Genomic DNA, 17,257 nt, shown 5'->3' with positions numbered 1-17,257 from the left:
AATAGACAAACCTCTATTGAAAACCTGTTTATTACCTTATCATTTAGCCTTTTGTGTTTTCAAGCGGATGACCGTGAACGAATAAGCCGGCAGTTGTTGCTTGAAGTTGGCCCCTGCCTCTATCGTATCTGTCACCGGAAGCGGAGTAGTCTCCGGTGCACCTGCCAATACAGTGCGCGTAGCGGAAGACTGGATACCGTCAATTCCCGGTAACTGAACCTCCGTCTCTATGCTGACCGGCAACATATTGACCAGCTTCACAATCACATCACCGGTCTTGCTGTCACGAACGATGGAAGACCCAACGCGAAGTTTCACACGGCTGTCCTGATTGTCCAGACTGATTTGTGAAGGAATATAATGATCGCCTGCATGCTGACCGTACAGTTTCTGCACATAGTATCCTGTTGTCGGTTTCACTTCCCGGTTGTTGAAGTAAATCAGGTCCGGATTCCACTGCGTACGTCTTTCTTTTGCCAGCAAGGGAGCATAGGAAGTCATGTGTACCACATCCCCGTTGCGTTCCAGCGCTGTCAGATAGAGTGCTTCGGTCAGAGCTGTCTCCATATTCGCCTTGCGTCCGGGAATATGGGTGGCATATTCACCCAGATATACTTTCGTCTTTTTGGAACGATCGTACTTGTCGTAGAAGTCCTGATTGTGAAGGAACCATCCCGGAGACTGATAATAATGTTCGTCCACCATCGGGATACCGAGCTTGTCCGCCAGTTTCCAGCCTTCCACATAGTCCGTACCTTCGTTGAAAGGACCTACCGTGCCGACAACGATGATTTCCGGATACTTCTCTTTGATGGCATTAAAGATCATCGTGAAACGTTCCTCAAAAATGTCGGTGATCAGGTCTTCATTACCGATACCGATATATTTCAGATTAAAAGGTTTCGGGTGTCCGGATTCGGCACGTATTTTACCCCATTTTGTTTTCTTCGCATCTCCGTTCGCCCATTCTATCAGGTCGAGGATATCCTGAATGTAAGCATCCATTTCGCTCATCGGGATACCGCCTTGCTGACCGCCTCTCAAATCACCATGACAGGCGGAGTTCTGACAAGGAACACCTGCTGCGAGCACCGGAAGCGGTTCTGCGCCTATATCTTCACAGAACTGGAAGTATTCATAGTAACCCAGCCCCATGCTTTGATGATATCCCCAAAGGTTACGGGCAGATTTGCGGGCTTCCAACGGCCCGATGGTATTTTTCCACTGATAAATGTTCTTCAGGCCGTCTCCATGTGCCACACAGCCACCGGGGAAACGGACAAAGCGCGGGTGCATATCGGCAAGTGTCTGTGCAAGGTCGGCACGCAAACCGTTCTTTCTGCCTTTGAAGGTGTTCTGCGGAAACAGGGAAATCATATCCAGCTCCACCGTACCGGCTGATTGCGGCTGGAGTTCCAGATGGGTGTCAGCCGATGCCTTCGCTGTCAATACCGCCTGATAAGTTTTCCACGAACGGGAAGAGACAGTAACTGTCGTTTCGCCCTGCACAGTGCCGTCGGCATCTACAAGGCGTACCAGTATCTTATTGGTTTTACTGCCTTCGGGGATGCGACCGAACAATGAAAGATGATACTTCTCACCGGCTTTAAGGGCGATTCCATCGAAACCGGTATTGGTCAGCGCGGCTCCCGGACGGTCGACATTCAGGACTGCATAGTGCGAGTTGTTCGGATGGACAGGGTCGGAGGTTTCTATCGCAAAGGTAGCTTTCTCCCCTTTCAGGCTCCAAGAGTGGGTACTGTTCCAGTTCTTATCTCCTTCCCGGTCGGACGGGGTGTATTCGAAGTCCCGGTTCTGAATCAGTTCGGCATACAGGCCGCCATCGGCGGAGTAGTTGATGTCCTCAAAAAAGATACCCATCAGTAAGTCGCTGATTTCTTTGGTTTCTTCCGGTTGTGCTGTGACGGTAGCCTTCACCGGTTTCAAGCCGGCAAAACGTTCTTTGTCCTGCACAGGTCGTTCGCCATACAGGGAGTTACGGTATTGATTGCGCTCGTAAGTTTTCGTCAGTTCGTCCACTACCGACCAGGCTACCCGGTTGACAGTTCCCGTTTCTTCCTGTCCGGCAATCTTTGCTTTGACTCTGGTTCCTTCAAAATCGGATGTAGTACGGGGATATTGCTGGGCTTCCCAATAGATCAGGTCTTTTGATTTAGCCTGACCGTATCCGTCGTGGTCATTCAACTTCCAGATACAGAGCCATTCTCCGCCGGGAAGTTGTTTCAGATTCGGGTCGAGCATCTTTTTCTGCGATCCCCAACGACCATAGTCACAACGAATATAACCGTGTCCCGGCCCGATCTCAAACCAATGCTTCCCGTCCATGCTCCAGGCAAAGCGGAGTCCGCTTCGTCCGTCGTCCCCCCGGGTGGCGTAAGCAAAGAGGGATACCGAATCGGGGGTACTGGTGGTCTCATGAGTTGCGGCACACAGGGGCTGCTGCAACGATACTAATAATACACTAAATAGCAGAAGTAAATGTTTCATGGTATAATTTATAATATAAGATCATTATAACGGCAAAGATAAGATCTTTCCGGCTTGTCCGGCAACTACAATCTCTGCAAAAAAAGAGCGCATATTCACTAAAAAGGTGGAACAGGAGTTTTTTCATGGTATTTATTTGCAAGGTTACATCTTATCGGGTTTGCCGTATGCTTTGAACAGGCGTTTCAGTTCCTTGTCGGTAATCGGCATTACGGTGCCGTGACGCGGATGGAAGTCCATGCTGATCGCATGGTCAATCACTTTAAAGTGGTCCAGATCCGTACTTTCCGTAAACTGATACTTGCCTTTCATATATACATCGTACATCAAGATATACTTGTCCGTACCTATCAACGGGAAAATGCCGGAGCCTTCTACCGCCTCCTTCGTCTGTTGCTTGTAATCTTCCGATTCTTTCCATTGTCCGGAGGTCAGAGAAGCAGTCGTAGCTTTCTTGATACCGTTGCCGTGTCCTTCCGTTTTATAGAACAGATGGTAAAGTCCGTCTTTGTAGATGATGTCTCCGTCAATGCAGGACTTTTTATTCTCCGGAATAAACAAGGGCTTCGGTTCCCCCTCTATATCAGTGAAGTCTTTGTTGGCATATGCGTAGTAGATGATGTCCGGCCCATTACCGTGCTGCATCGACCAGTATACCATGTATTTCTTCGCCTCCCGGTCATAGACGGTTTGCGGTGCCCATACCCGTTTCAGGTCTTCCTGATCCGGATATTTCTTCTGGATATTCACGACATTGGAAGTCCAGTTGATCAGGTCCTTCGATTTCAGCAGAATCATGGCACGGTTGGAACTCCATCCGTTGGCAGAAACCATATCGGTACCGACCATATAGAATGTTTTTCCATCTTCACAACGAAGGATATGCGGGTCGCGTACTCCTCCCGTAGAACTGATCTCGCGGGAGTCGATGACCGGCTGGTTTCTGTTGAGCGCATAGTAATTGTATCCATCGGGGCTGACAGCCATACGAATGGCTTCCTCACTCATCCTGTTTCCGGTAAAATAGACAAACAGATAGGCAGATTGCCGGCTGTATCCTGTCAGCACTCCTGTAAAGAGGAGTGCCAGAAGGAAAATATACTTTTTCATATTCATTTGAGGGTTAATACTTAAAATCAGACGGTTTGACATACACGCGGTATTCACGGATCATGCCCGGGTAGTTCTTTTCGGCACGGGGCAGATAGCGGAAGCCCGTCACTGTTTCCACCTTGCTCAGGTCGATTACCAGCTGATGAGGATAAGCGACATTGTCTACAGTCATCCAGAAGGTAGATTCCTGCAAGTCGAATATCTTGTCTGCCGTCCGGTTGCCGCTGCGTGTTTCTTCGCTATCGGCATAACGGATTTTCCAATGTTCACGGGATACAGGTTTGCCGTCGGCACCCAGCACATCAAATTCTGCAATGGCGGCGATATTGTTATTAGCCTGTGGAGAGAGTGCTTCCAGGCAGAAGAAACGTCCTTTTACCGGAGCCGCGAAACGTACTTCCTGCCAGCCGTTACCCGGAGTGAAGGCTCCTTCGTGCGCCACTTTCTCTCCTGCCAGTTTCAGTTTTTCTCCATCCTTGCGGTGGGTTTCCGGTGCTTTCTCACGGAGTACGTCGAGGATGGGTTTCTTCAATCCTTTCATCGAAGCCTTGGCAGGCCCCTTCAAGTCAAGAACGAGGACTTCATTCTCGCCTTCTTTCAGCCAGCAGCCCGGTATGAAAAGTGTCTGTTGAGGGCCGATTTCCCAGAAACGCCCCATCGCATGACCGTTCACCCATACCATCCCTTTGCCCCATGTACTCATGTCGAGGAAGGTGTCACCTACCTTGTCGAGTTTGAAAGATGACTGATAGTAAGCGGGCATAGTCGGTAATATCTTCGTATCCTTGTATTTCTTATTCTTGATAAATGAGTAGTCTACCGGGAAGTTATAGACAGTCCAGTTTTTCAGTTCTTTCGTCCGGTCGCCTGAAAGGAGTTCTACCTTCTCCGTGATTCCCTTCCGGTCGTGAATGGACTTGTCAAAGTTTACACGTCCCATTGCCTCCACCAGAATATCCAGTTGCGTACCTTTCTTCAAGGCCGGTAAGGTAGTGGTAAACTCTCCCTTGCGGCGGTCGAGACGTGCCAATAGTTTGCCGTCAGCAAAGATTTGCGCCCAGTCGTGCACTTCCGTGATTTTTAATGTAGTGCCTGAGCTCACGGCTTCGGGCAATGTAGTACGATACAGGATCGTTCCCCAGCCCTGGTTGAATTGCTCCATCGGCTGGATATCCACTGACTGTCTGGCAGCCGGTAAATTAGAGAAAAGCGGAGCTACTTTGGTAAAATGAAATTCAGGAATCTCAATAACAGGCAGTGCATCAGGTACTTCTGGCAATGCTTCACCAGCCGGAAGATAAGTTTTCAGCAGATCGCGGAGGAGGAAATACTTCTCCGTCGTCCATCCGGCTTCGCTAATCGGAGCATCGTAGTCGTAAGAACTGCACATAGCGGAATAAGCAGGATTGTTGGCACCGCCCCAATGTCCGAAGGTCGTTCCTCCGTGAGTCATGTACAGGCTGAAAGAAATGTTACGGTCGAGCATCTCCTTGATACCCTGTACCATATCTTTGGCAGGGCGGGTTTCATGCTTCCGTCCCCAGTGGTCGAACCATCCGCTCCAGAATTCGCTGCACATCAACGGAGTTTCCGGACGTAGTTCTTTTAATTTCTTGAATTGCTGGTCTATATTGGCGCCTGTTCCGAAGTTGATGGTCCAGATCAGGTCATCGAGCGCATTCCTGGTAAAGTTACTGCTCCAGTCGCATTGGAAGAGAGGCACGTCGGTGAATCCGGATTCACGCACCAGATCGCGTACGGCTGAAACATAAGGCTTGTCAGTGCCATAAGAACCGTATTCGTTTTCTACCTGTACCATGATAATATTTCCGCCTTTGTTCACCTGTAGCGGTGCCAGTTGCTTGCCGACTTCTTTCATGAAGATGCCCACACGCTCCATGTAGTAAGGATCGAGCGTACGAAGTGCCACATCTTTCTTTTTCAGCAGCCACCAAGGCAGTCCGCCCATTTCCCATTCCGCACACACATACGGACCGGGGCGGACGATGACATACATACCGTGTTTCTGTGCCGCACGACAGAAGGCTGCGATATCATTCTGACCTGTAAAGTCAAACTTTCCTTCTTCCTGTTCGTGTATATTCCAGAAGATGTAGATGCAGATAGTATTCATCCCCAACGCCTTGCACATCTCGATGCGATGATCCCAATAGGCTTGCGGAATACGGGTATAATGCAACTCGGCAGCTTTCACTACAAACGGTTTCCCGTCCAGCAGGAATGTGTTCTTGCCTGCCTCAAATTTGCGGGTAGTAGTCTGTGCCTCTGCACTACTGAAAAAGATGACTGTAAAAAGTACCAGTAAAGCAATTAATTTGTTTTTCATGTCCACTCCAAATATAGTATTTTAATAGTATACGGCAAAGATAGGGCATCCACCTAAATCGGCAGGGATAATTATCATTCAAAAAAGGTTAGAAATAAAGCAAAATACCGCGAAATGGAATGTTTCAACCAGATTAATGTACTAAATTACATGAGGGGTAGTAAAAAGTAATGGTCAAAAGATGATGGTCATTTTATGACCATCATCTTTTGACCATTATCCAAGTCTATCGATACCCGACGTCTACAATCCGCTAAAATCAACCCCTTCAAATACCAGCGAAGGGATACGCCAGGAGGAGTTCAGGCGCGGGTCGTTTCCTGTTGCAACCAGTGAGTTCCACAAAGTGATCAGGTTACCGGTAACATTCATTTCGGATACCGGTTGTGTCAGCTTGCCGTTCTCAATCAGGAAGCCTTCGATACCATAAGAGAAATCTCCGGTCGAACTGTTGTTGTTGCCACCATTAAAGCCCGTCACGAGAATCCCTTTATCCACTCCGGCAATCAGTCCTTCGAGATTCTTACCTCCCGTTTCCATCACCAGAATGGAAGAACCGCTGATAGTCGGATCAACTCCCATCTTCTTAGCATTGTAGGTATCAATGAAATAAGTATTCAGCACCCCCTTATCGAAGATGGAACGACGTTCCGTAGCAATCCCTTCATTGTCGAAATAGCGGGCACCGGAGGCTTTTACCAGATGAGGTTCGTCCGTCAGTGTCAACCGGTCGCCGGCTATCTTTTCATTCAGTTTGTTCAGTAAAAAAGAGTTCTTCTGTTGCAAAGCCGAACCGTTCAGCGCACTCATCACCGGACTCAGCAAACGGCTGGAGTTCATCGGATCGACCACCATCGTATATTTGCCGGACTGTACCTTCTTCTGTCCCAGTTTGCGCAACACACGTTCCAGCGCTTTCTGTCCGATTCCTTTCTTGATCAGATCGTTCATATAAAGCGACGACTCATACCAGTAAGCAGAAGGACGTGCCTCTCCTTCCCCCTTAATCGTAATATCGGCAGAAAGTGAATACCACGTGCTTTTCGTCTCTCCTTCGAAGCCATTGCTAATCAGACGATAAGCAAAATTCTCGCCATCACTGTAGGAGGAACCGACAGAGATAATCCGTTCATCCTTACCCAAGGCTTCTTCCGCTACGGCTTTTGCCATGGCTACCTTATCATCCGGGTCGAATGATGCAAATTTGGCATCATACAGTTTCAGATCCGGCTGCCCTCCTTTATAGTAACGGGAAGGGTCTGCCAATACACGTGCTTCGTCTTTAGCCAGATAGCGTGTAGAGTCTATTCCGTTTTTGATAAATGTTTCCAGTTCTTTCCGGTTCAGGCGGTTGGTAGAGATACTGCCGTAACGCCCGTCTACATACAGGGAAAGGCTTAGCCCGCCTTCCGATGCCTGCTGCAATCTGTCCATCTTCGCATCGCGCAGCTCAAAAGAAGTGTTCGAAGAGGAATATAAAAGGACTTTTGCTGCCTGGCAGCCATTCTTCAGGGCATAGTCCATTGCCCATTGTGCCAGTTTTTTATTTTCGTCTGTAATCATAGGTTCGTCTTTTTAAAGTAAACATTTACTTTTAGTTCTCTCCGCCGACAGTCAGTTTGCTAACCAAAGCTGAAGGCATACCGCAAGTTACCGGACAGGATTGTCCGTCTTTGCCGCAAGTCCATGTACCATTATCGATCTTTGCGTTGGTCGCTACCATCGTGATGTCCGCCAAAGCTTTCGGACCATTACCGATGATATTAATGTCCTTGATCGGTTGTGTCAGCTTGCCATCTTCAATCATGTAGCCCGACTTCACAAAGAATGTAAAGTCTCCGGCACCGATCTGTACCTGACCGTTCGTAAAGTTATCTACAAAGATTCCTTTCTTTACAGAAGATATAATATCCGATTCATTCACATTTCCGGCCTCCATATATGTGGCACGCATACGGGGGATCGGCATATTGCGGAACGACTCACGGCGTCCGTTGCCGGTCGGTTCCACTCCGTAATGCTTCGCGCTGATACGGTCGTGGAGATAGCTGGTCAGCACTCCGTCTTTAATCAGATAGGTTTTCTGTCCTTCCGCACCTTCATCGTCGAAGTTCACCGACCCCCGATTGAACGGAATAGTACCGTCATCTACCACGTTGATATGTTCGCTGCAGACTTTCTTGTTCAGCTGGTCGGCAAATATGGAAACGTTCTTCCGGTTGAAATCCGCTTCAAAAGTATGTCCGATAGCCTCGTGAAGCAGGATACCCGATCCTCCGGCACCCATAACTACAGGCATTTCACCTCCTTTAGGTTTGATGGCCTTGAACAGAAGAGAGGTCTGGTCTACCGCTTCGCGGGCGATAACGTCCACCACTTCGTCCGACAGGAAATCGAACCCTCTGCGGTAGGCACGGGCAGCATAGCCGTTCTCCGTCCTTCCGTTTTCTTCCATGATGCACACTGCCCCCAGCGTCACCATCGGACGATAATCGTAGAACATCACGCCTTCCGAATTGCAGAAGAAGATATGCGAGGTGGTGTCGCTTTGGCTTGCCTGCACTTTATGTACCCGCTTGTCCAAAGCAAATATCTGGTCATTCAGTTTTTGCAGATAAGGCATCTTATCCTTCAGACTCACTTCCTCCCAAGGGGAAGCTACGGTATAATAGTTCTTTTTCAGTACCTTTTCGGTGAGATTCAGAGGTTTATTGCCTTTGTTGGCAGAAGCAATGCGGGCGGCTGTGCGGGCAGCTTTCAGCATATCCTCCAATGTAATATTCTCCACGTAGGCATAGCCGCTCTGGTCTCCAATCAGCACACGGACTCCGACTCCATAGTCTATATTCGAATAACTGTTGTTCACCGCTCCATCCATCAGGCGGATACTGTTTGTAATGGTGTGTTCAAAGAAAAGATCGGCGTAGTCGCCTCCTTTCTCCAATGCTGCAGCGAGCACTTTTTTCAAGTCTGCCTCACTCACTCCGAAATGATTCATAGCCAAAGCAACTGTTGCCTTCTTGTCAGCTCCTTCGCCGCCCAATGCACCTGGGGTGGCCAGAGCCATAGCAGAACCTGTCGTCAATGAGCCGAGTAAAGCTATCCCTCCGGTTTTTAGAAAATTTCGTCTGTCCATGTTCACTTATATTTTAGTTTCAGTTATCTTTTGTCAGCAGACTTTCCAGTTCTTCGGCATTCAGACGAAGGTAGAATTGTCCGCGATAAGCCACAGAAATAGATCCGGTCTCTTCGGAGACGATGATGGCATGCGCATCCGACTTTTGCGAGATACCCATAGCCGCACGGTGACGCAAGCCCAGTTCCTTCGGAATATTCAGGTCGTGCGATACGGGAAGGATACAACCCGCCGCTTTGATCCGCTTTTTGCTGATGACCATTGCCCCGTCATGCAGAGGACTGTTCTTGAAAAATATATTCTCAATCAGACGCTGACTGATAGTCGCATCTATTATTTCCCCCGTCCGGACCACTTCGTCCAAAGGAGTGGTATGCTCGATCACGATCAATGCACCTACTTTCTGCTTTCCCATACTCAGGCAGGCCATTACCACCGGCATGATATCGTCATGTTTCAAAGCTTCTTTCTTCGATCCGCTGAAAAAGTGCGCCAGCGCACTGACATGCCGATGAGACCCCAATGTCAACAGGAAACGGCGAATCTCATCCTGAAAAAGAACAATCAAAGCAATCACCCCCACATTCATCAAGGTATCGAATATGGAACCCAGCAGTTTCATTTCCAGGATCTGCGTAACGACCAGCCAGATCAGGATAAACACCAGAATGCCGGTAAAAACCTTGATAGAGCCGGATGCCTTCATCAGCTTGTAAGTGTAATACAACAGCAGGGCAACCAGCAGTACATCGATAAAATCTTTTATGCCAACGTCAAAAAACACGGTATTCGTTCTAATTATAAGTTAGTAATTTATCTTAGTTTCTCCACAATCCGGACAGCTTCCACCGCTTCGCGCACATCATGCACCCGAAGAATGTTCGCTCCTTTCATCAAAGCCACTGTATCCAGTACGGTAGTTCCATTCAAAGCATCTTGCGGAGTTCCTCCCAATAGTTTATAAATCATTGATTTCCGGGAAACACCGACTAACAGCGGAAGTTCGAAAATGCTGAATTCTTCCAGATGGGCCATCAGTTCATAATTATGTTCCAATGTCTTTCCAAAGCCAAATCCCGGATCGAGTATAATGTCCTTCATGCCCAAGTCACGAAGCTGCTGCACTTTGCGTGCGAAGTATATGAAAACTTCTTTGATCAGATTGTCATAATGAGGTTCTTTCTGCATGTTTTGGGGAGTTCCCTGCATATGCATCATGATATAAGGCACTCCCAGTCGGGCAACCGTTTCAAACATCCGGTCGTCCATTTCACCGGCAGCGATATCATTCACAATAGCTACGCCATAGTCCTTCACACACTGCTCGGCTACATCCGCCCGGAACGTATCTACCGAAACAATCGCGTCCGGATGGTTACGGTTCACAATTTCCAGTCCGGTGCGTAAGCGGTTCATTTCTTCCCCGGCAGTGATATGTTCGGCATTCGGACGCGAAGAATAAGCTCCGATATCAATGATAGAAGCACCTTCATCGATAATCTGCCGTGCCCGCACCGCAATTTCCTCCTGCGTCTGCATCCGGCTACCGGAATAAAAAGAATCAGGCGTCACGTTGAGAATACCCATCACTTGCGGAGTGGTCAGATCGAGCAGGCGCCCTTTCACATTTATATAAGTTGGAGAGATCAATTTCATTCTTGATTATATTCCAGTTAGACTGTTGCAAATGTAGATAAAAAATGCAAGTATTCGTATTAAAATTAGGAAATAAACGTATATTTGCAATCAATAGAATGACCGAAAACGAGTGCCATGAGCCAATTGTACCGAATTATCTTAGGATGTATTTTCTCCCTTTTGTTCATCGTTATTCCTGCAAAAGCCCAGAAAGAGGCTGAAGTTTATAACGTGGATTCTTCCCTGTATGCTTACTATCAGCGCTGCCAGGAAAATCTGCTGGAGCCTGTCGTACTCAGCATGTCTGATACGCTGTTCCACATGGCCGCAGAGCAAAACGACCAGCGGATGCAAGCAGTGGCTCTCTCTACCCGGTTAGACTATTATTATTACCAGGGAAACAATGAAGACAGCGTGGTTTTTCATACCAGTAAGGTAAAACAATTCGCAAAGGAAACCCTGCAACCCAAGTACTATTACTTCGCTTGGGCAAATCGGCTGATCCTGTATTACCTGAAAACAGGGAGAAGCAACATCGCCCTCTACGAAGCCGAGAAAATGCTGAAAGAGGCGCAGGAAGAAGACAACAAGACCGGACTTCTGTACTGCTACAACATCATGTCGCAGATTTACACGATCAAGAACTTTGATGTCATGGCCTCCGAATGGCGCCAAAAAGAAATCGAACTGACCGAGAAATACAAATTAGAAAACTATAACATCAGTAATACATATGCCCAACTTGCCAGTTACTATACTACGCATCACCAGCCGGAGCTGGCAGTAAAAGCTCTGGAAAAAGCGGTAAGAACAGCTAATTCTGCCAGCCACAAGATACTGGCAAAGCTGGCATACGTGGATTATTACAGTGAATCCGGTGACTTTCCGGCAGCCGAGAAGATGCTGAAGGAATGCAGGGAGCTGTTTGACCAGGACAAAAGGCTCGACTCGCTCAAAAAAAGGTTTTACCGCACGGAATCTTTCTACTATCAGCGTAGCAAACAGTTCGTGAAAGCACTGGAAGCTACCGAGAAACAGGAAGCGGAAGAGCAACGGCTGAATGAATATGCCATGAACGGCGAACAATACCGTATCAAAGGAGAAATCTACAAGCAGATGGGCAGACCGGAGGAAGCGATTAAGTTCCTGCAAAAATACATAAGAGTGGACGATTCTTTAAAAATTGCCAACGAGCGACTCGCCAGCAGTGAATTTGCCACCCTGCTGAATGTGGAAAAGCTCAATGCGGAGAAAAAAGAATTAATGCTCCAGGCGAAAGAAAAAGAGTTGAGCAATAAAACGACGCTGATTATTTCATTGATTATCCTGTTAGGTATCCTTTTCCTGTTCTTATATCGGGAAGGCCGCCTGAACCGGAAACTGAAAACTTCGGAAAGTGAACTAAAGATTAAGAATGAGGAACTGACTCATTCGAGAGAGGAGTTGCGCAAAGCCAGAGACCTGGCAGAAGCGAACAGCCAGATGAAAACAACTTTTATTCAGAGTATGTCTCATGAAATACGGACACCGCTCAATTCGATCATAGGTTTCTCGCAAGTATTAAGTGATCACTATGGCAATGAGGAAACGAAAGAATTCGTCAACATCATCAAAGCCAACACCGACGACCTGCTCCGGCTGGTTACCGATGTGCTGACTCTGTCAGAACTCGACCAATACGACAAACTCCCTACGGACATCCGGACGGATATTAATATAGTCTGCCAGATGTCCATCGAAGCTGCCGGCGTGCAGGAACGGGATACCGTAGCGTTTCATTTCAGGCCGGAAAGGGAGAATCTGATTATACTCAGCAATCCGGAGCGCATATCACAGTTACTGACCAACTTGATACATAACGCGATAAAGTTCACGGATCATGGCAGCATCGAATTAGCTTATTCGGTGTTGGAAGCAGAAAAGAAACTTGAAATCAGCATTACCGACACAGGTATAGGGATACCGAAGGAGAAACAGGAAGCGGTATTCGAGCGCTTCTTCAAGATGAACTCCTTCTCACAGGGTACGGGCCTCGGACTGTCGATCTGCCGGACGATTGCCGAGAAGTCAGGAGGAAGCCTCCGGATCGACCCTTTCTATACGGACGGCTGTCGGATGGTGCTGACTCTTCCCCTGATATATACCTGAGTAAAAAACGACTCCAACCGATACCAAATCCGAAAGAATAGCCTATCTTTGCAGCGTTTAAAATAAAAGCCCAGGCTATGAATCTTTCTGCTCTTTACCAGATTTTTCTGGATTGCCAATTGGTGACTACCGATAGCCGGAACTGTCCGGAAGGGTCACTGTTTATCGCTTTGAAAGGCGAGTCTTTCAATGGAAATGCATTTGCCGGAAAAGCATTGGAAACCGGTTGCGCTTATGCCATCATCGACGAACCCGAATATGCGGTCGAAGGAGACCAACGATATATACTTGTAGACAACTGTCTGCAAACACTGCAACAGCTTGCCAATTACCACCGCCGTCAACTGGGTACCCGGGTCATTGGCATCACCGGAACCAACGGTAAAACAACTACGAAGGAACTGATTTCCGCCGTACTCTCGCAAAGCCACAACATTCTTTATACATTAGGGAATCTGAACAATCACATCGGTGTACCCTCCACCCTGCTCCGCCTGAAAGCGGAACACGACCTTGCCGTCATCGAAATGGGTGCCAACCATCCGGGAGAAATCAAGTTTCTCAGTGAAATCGCAGAACCAGACTGTGGTATCATTACCAATGTAGGCAAAGCTCATCTGGAAGGTTTCGGTTCTTTCGAAGGAGTGATAAAGACCAAAGGAGAACTTTATGACTTTCTCCGTAAGAAAGAAGGTTCCACCGTCTTTATCCATCATGACAACGCCTATCTGATGAATATAGCCGGGGGACTGAATCTGATTCCTTACGGCACGGAGGATGACCTTTACGTGAACGGACGAATCACCGGCAATTCCCCTTATCTCACTTTCGAATGGAAAGCCGGCAAAGCCGGTGAAACCTATCAGGTACAGACGCAACTGATCGGAGAATACAACTTCCCGAACGCGCTGGCCGCCATCACCATCGGTCTCTTCTTTGGAGTGGAAGCCGCAAAAATCAATGAAGCCTTAGCCGGATATACACCGCAAAACAATCGCTCTCAACTAAAGAAAACGAATGATAATACGCTGATTATCGACGCGTACAACGCCAATCCGACCAGCATGATGGCTGCTTTGCAGAACTTCCGCAACATGGAGGTACCTCACAAGATGCTTCTTTTGGGAGATATGCGTGAACTGGGCGCCGAAAGCGCTGCCGAACATCAAAAGATAGCAGACTACATCAAAGAATGTGATTTTGAAGAAGTATGGCTAGTGGGAGAACAGTTTGCAGCAGCAGAACATTCCTTCAAGACCTACCCGAACGTACAGGAAGTAATAAAGGAACTGGAAACCAACAAGCCTAAAGGCTATACCATCCTCATCAAAGGTTCTAACGGCATCAAGCTTAGCTCGACAGTAGACCATTTTTAGTTCTTCATTCTCGGTCGAACGACATAATAGGCGATCAGACTCGCCAATGTCGCTCCCGTTGAGTTGGCGGCAAAGTCCAGCCAGTCTCCTCCCCGGTAAGTCGTGCAATATTCTTGCAGCAACTCCACACAGCCGCTAAAAAGTATGGGACAGAGGAATGCTCCTACCCATGCGTGCCATAATGGTGCATTATCGCGGCGATGCGCCCGCAGAAACTCCAGCCACAACATTCCGGACATACCGAAATACATGCAGATGTGAACTAATTTATCCAGGTTCGGTATTTCACTCAAGTCCGTTTTAGGAGGTTTGAAGAAAGACAGATAAATCACAGTCAAGATTATAAAAAGCGAAATAGGATATTTCTTAATATAAGATAGCATATCTAAATAAAATTACAATTTCGGTACAAATATAACTATCATTTTCTATATTTGCATTTTAATACGTACATTTTATAACGATTTGTAAGACAAAACAAGATTTATGACAAAAAATGATAGAGCGAACTTCGGGAGTAAAATAGGCGTAATACTTGCTTCCGCTGGCTCAGCAGTAGGGTTGGGAAACATCTGGAGATTTCCCTATGAGACGGGTAATCACGGTGGCGCAGCCTTTATACTGATCTATTTAGGATGCGTTTTTCTTTTGGGACTTCCCATTTTAATTGCCGAATTCCTGATCGGGCGCCGTTCGAGGGCAAATACAGCGGGAGCCTATCAGAAATTAGCTCCCGGCACTCATTGGCGCTGGGTAGGACGCATGGGTGTTCTCGCCGCTTTCCTTATTCTCAGTTATTACTCCGTAGTGGCAGGATGGACGTTGGAGTATGTGTTTGAAGCTCTTACAAACGGCTTTTCAGGCAAGACTCCTACAGAATTCATCTCTTCTTTCCAACAGTTTTCCAGCAATCCGTGGCGACCGGTTTTGTGGCTGGTTATATTTCTGACGGTTACTCATTTTATTATTGTCAAAGGAGTCGAGAAAGGGATTGAGAAATCTTCCAAGATTATGATGCCTACCCTATTCATTATCATATTGATACTTGTGATCTGTTCGGTTACCCTGCCCGGAGCAGGTGCCGGTATCGAGTTTCTGTTGAAACCGGATTTCAGCAAAGTAGACGGAAATGTATTTCTGAGTGCGATGGGACAGGCTTTCTTCTCCCTAAGTCTGGGAATGGGATGTCTCTGCACCTATGCTTCTTATTTCAGTAAGGAAACCAACCTGACCAAGACCGCATTCAGTGTAGGAATTATAGATACGATCGTAGCAGTATTGGCCGGATTCATCATTTTCCCGGCTGCATTCTCCGTAGGAATACAACCGGATGCGGGTCCGAGCCTCATCTTTATCACACTGCCTAATGTATTTCAACAAGCGTTTAGCGGAGTGCCGATACTGGCTTATATCTTCTCGGTGATGTTCTACGTATTGCTTGCAATGGCAGCACTGACTTCTACTATCTCCCTGCACGAAGTAGTCACTGCTTATCTGCACGAAGAGTTCAACTTCACACGCGGCAAGGCGGCCAGACTGGTGACCGGAGGATGTATCTTCTTAGGTATCCTCTGTTCATTGTCGCTGGGAGTCATGAAAGGATTCACGGTTTTCGGATTAGGCATCTTTGACTTGTTCGACTTTGTCACAGCGAAGATCATGCTGACACTCGGAGGTCTGTGTATCTCCATCTTTACCGGATGGTATCTCGACAAGAAAATCGTCTGGGCGGAGATCACCAATGACGGTTCGCTGAAAGTTCCTGTGTATAAACTGATCATCTTTATATTAAGATACATTGCACCGATTGCCATCTCCCTGATCTTTATCAATGAGTTAGGGCTTATCAAACTATAATGTGGAAAGACTTTTTTTACTTCACTAAAACCGAACGACAAGGCATTATCGTCCTTGTCGTTCTTGTTATAGGGGCATATGCTATCCCCCGACTCTTGCAGGCTTTCTCTCAACCGGAGAAAACCAATCCGGCTGAACAGGTAAAAGCCGAAAAGGAATATAGTGATTTTATCTCTTCCGTGAAGAAACTAAAGCCAGACAAGAAATATCCTGATTATACAAACAACCGTTCATCAGCAGTCCATCCGAAAAAAGAAATCAGGCTTGCCACATTCGATCCGAATATGGCTGACTCCACCACTTTCCTCAGTCTCGGTTTACCTTCCTGGATGGCAAGCAACATTCTGCGATACCGCAACAGGCAAGGCAGGTTCCGGCGCCCGGAAGACTTTCGGAAGATATACGGGCTGACAGAGGAACAATACCGCACTCTTCTCCCCTATATCCGCATTGCCGAAGAGCCGATTTCCCCAGATACCAGCCGGCTACTAGTAGTACAAGCAACAGCACAACATGATACTTTAATGAAGTACCATCCGGGGATTATCATCGACCTGAATCAAGCGGATACCACCGAACTGAAAAAGATTCCGGGTATCGGAAGCCGGATTGCGCAGTCAATAGTGAACCGTCGCAGATTATTAGGAGGGTTCTATCAGATAGAGCAGTTGGAAGAAATTCGCCTGAAAGTGGAAAAGCTCCGGTCGTGGTTCTCTGTGGATGCCACACAGATTCACCGGATCAACATCAACAAGGCAAGTGTCGAACGAATGATGCACCATCCGTACATCAACTTCTATCAAGCCAAAGTGATTGCGGAATACCGGAAGAAAAAAGGGAAATTAAGAGATTTGAAGCAACTGGCACTTTACGAGGAATTCACTTCGGCTGATTTCGAACGAATCATGCCTTATATTTGTTATGACTGATATGCACCCACGTTATTTACGGTTGGCAGAAACACATTTGTTGTGATATATAAAAAAAGATGCATTCCTATCACACCAGACAAGAATGCATCACACACAAACAAAACAAACACTCTACTGACATCTTCACAGACTTACGTAGAGAAGCGACTATAAATATATAGCTAAAAGATTGAACTCACACAACCTTCTAGTGATTTGGTAT

General features: G+C 47.2%; 12 protein-coding genes. 4 read left to right on the top strand and 8 right to left on the bottom strand.

Features of this window, described 5'->3' with window-relative positions; translation table 11 throughout:
* Positions 1 to 39: 39 nt before the first annotated feature.
* From K6V30_RS06755 to folP, 7 genes are all read right to left on the bottom strand, one after another.
* The gene (locus K6V30_RS06755; RefSeq protein ID WP_010536331.1) at positions 40 to 2,508 is read right to left on the bottom strand and encodes an alpha-L-arabinofuranosidase C-terminal domain-containing protein; all 2,469 of its coding nucleotides are present in this window, start codon (positions 2,506 to 2,508) and stop codon (positions 40 to 42) included.
* A gap of 144 nt (positions 2,509 to 2,652) precedes the next feature.
* Positions 2,653 to 3,624 carry a glycoside hydrolase family 43 protein gene (locus K6V30_RS06750; RefSeq protein WP_029425244.1) on the bottom strand — a complete coding sequence of 324 codons (972 nt, stop codon included), beginning with the start codon at positions 3,622 to 3,624 and terminating at the stop codon, positions 2,653 to 2,655.
* Between the two features lie 7 nt (positions 3,625 to 3,631).
* Positions 3,632 to 5,968 (bottom strand): beta-galactosidase, encoded by a 2,337-nt coding sequence (locus K6V30_RS06745; protein ID WP_055269107.1) that lies wholly within the window; start codon positions 5,966 to 5,968, stop codon positions 3,632 to 3,634.
* A 243-nt stretch (positions 5,969 to 6,211) separates the two neighbouring features.
* Positions 6,212 to 7,531 (bottom strand): TldD/PmbA family protein, encoded by a 1,320-nt coding sequence (locus tag K6V30_RS06740; protein ID WP_010536328.1) that lies wholly within the window; start codon positions 7,529 to 7,531, stop codon positions 6,212 to 6,214.
* Positions 7,532 to 7,562: 31 nt separating this feature from the next.
* The gene (locus K6V30_RS06735; RefSeq protein WP_010536327.1) at positions 7,563 to 9,104 is read right to left on the bottom strand and encodes a TldD/PmbA family protein; all 1,542 of its coding nucleotides are present in this window, start codon (positions 9,102 to 9,104) and stop codon (positions 7,563 to 7,565) included.
* A gap of 19 nt (positions 9,105 to 9,123) precedes the next feature.
* Entirely contained in the window at positions 9,124 to 9,888 is a 765-nt protein-coding gene (gene cdaA / locus K6V30_RS06730; RefSeq protein ID WP_010536326.1) for a diadenylate cyclase CdaA, read from the bottom strand.
* 29 nt (positions 9,889 to 9,917) lie between these two features.
* Positions 9,918 to 10,760, bottom strand: coding sequence for a dihydropteroate synthase (gene folP / locus K6V30_RS06725; protein WP_010536325.1), 843 nt, complete (start codon positions 10,758 to 10,760; stop codon positions 9,918 to 9,920).
* 117 nt (positions 10,761 to 10,877) lie between these two features.
* On the opposite strand from folP, the gene K6V30_RS06720 reads away from it, so the two are divergent.
* Both K6V30_RS06720 and K6V30_RS06715 read left to right on the top strand, forming a co-directional pair.
* Positions 10,878 to 12,890 (top strand): tetratricopeptide repeat-containing sensor histidine kinase, encoded by a 2,013-nt coding sequence (locus K6V30_RS06720; protein ID WP_022300876.1) that lies wholly within the window; start codon positions 10,878 to 10,880, stop codon positions 12,888 to 12,890.
* A gap of 77 nt (positions 12,891 to 12,967) precedes the next feature.
* A complete protein-coding gene (locus K6V30_RS06715; protein ID WP_055269106.1) occupies positions 12,968 to 14,266 on the top strand; it encodes a UDP-N-acetylmuramoyl-tripeptide--D-alanyl-D-alanine ligase in 1,299 nt (432 codons plus the stop codon).
* Here the strand turns inward: K6V30_RS06715 and K6V30_RS06710 are convergent.
* The gene (locus tag K6V30_RS06710; RefSeq protein WP_022300878.1) at positions 14,263 to 14,649 is read right to left on the bottom strand and encodes a VanZ family protein; all 387 of its coding nucleotides are present in this window, start codon (positions 14,647 to 14,649) and stop codon (positions 14,263 to 14,265) included. The genes K6V30_RS06715 and K6V30_RS06710 overlap by 4 nt on opposite strands.
* A gap of 103 nt (positions 14,650 to 14,752) precedes the next feature.
* Between K6V30_RS06710 and K6V30_RS06705 the strand changes: the two genes are divergently transcribed.
* On the top strand, positions 14,753 to 16,123 hold the full coding sequence (locus K6V30_RS06705) for a sodium-dependent transporter (protein ID WP_010536321.1): 1,371 nt from the start codon (positions 14,753 to 14,755) through the stop codon (positions 16,121 to 16,123).
* A complete protein-coding gene (locus K6V30_RS06700; protein ID WP_055269105.1) occupies positions 16,123 to 17,052 on the top strand; it encodes a ComEA family DNA-binding protein in 930 nt (309 codons plus the stop codon). The genes K6V30_RS06705 and K6V30_RS06700 overlap by 1 nt, the downstream gene beginning before the upstream one ends.
* The last annotated feature ends 205 nt before the right edge of the window (positions 17,053 to 17,257 follow it).

This window comes from Bacteroides faecis, assembly GCF_020091505.1.
Lineage (GTDB): Bacteria > Bacteroidota > Bacteroidia > Bacteroidales > Bacteroidaceae > Bacteroides > Bacteroides faecis.
The sequence above is the reverse complement of the archived record's forward strand: the minus strand, read 5'-3'. Positions and strand labels throughout refer to the sequence as shown.

Bases quoted from the DNA above. Each gene is read 5' to 3' on its own strand.
- K6V30_RS06740 (WP_010536328.1), bottom strand. From the start codon at position 7,531: ATGATTACAGACGAAAATAAAAAACTGGCACAATGGGCAATGGACTAT.
- K6V30_RS06720 (WP_022300876.1), top strand. From the start codon at position 10,878: ATGAGCCAATTGTACCGAATTATCTTAGGATGTATTTTCTCCCTTTTG.
- K6V30_RS06735 (WP_010536327.1), bottom strand. From the start codon at position 9,104: ATGGACAGACGAAATTTTCTAAAAACCGGAGGGATAGCTTTACTCGGC.
- K6V30_RS06710 (WP_022300878.1), bottom strand. From the start codon at position 14,649: ATGCTATCTTATATTAAGAAATATCCTATTTCGCTTTTTATAATCTTG.
- K6V30_RS06715 (WP_055269106.1), top strand. From the start codon at position 12,968: ATGAATCTTTCTGCTCTTTACCAGATTTTTCTGGATTGCCAATTGGTG.
- K6V30_RS06700 (WP_055269105.1), top strand. From the start codon at position 16,123: ATGTGGAAAGACTTTTTTTACTTCACTAAAACCGAACGACAAGGCATT.
- K6V30_RS06745 (WP_055269107.1), bottom strand. From the start codon at position 5,968: ATGAAAAACAAATTAATTGCTTTACTGGTACTTTTTACAGTCATCTTT.
- folP (WP_010536325.1), bottom strand. From the start codon at position 10,760: ATGAAATTGATCTCTCCAACTTATATAAATGTGAAAGGGCGCCTGCTC.
- K6V30_RS06750 (WP_029425244.1), bottom strand. From the start codon at position 3,624: ATGAATATGAAAAAGTATATTTTCCTTCTGGCACTCCTCTTTACAGGA.
- K6V30_RS06705 (WP_010536321.1), top strand. From the start codon at position 14,753: ATGACAAAAAATGATAGAGCGAACTTCGGGAGTAAAATAGGCGTAATA.
- K6V30_RS06755 (WP_010536331.1), bottom strand. From the start codon at position 2,508: ATGAAACATTTACTTCTGCTATTTAGTGTATTATTAGTATCGTTGCAG.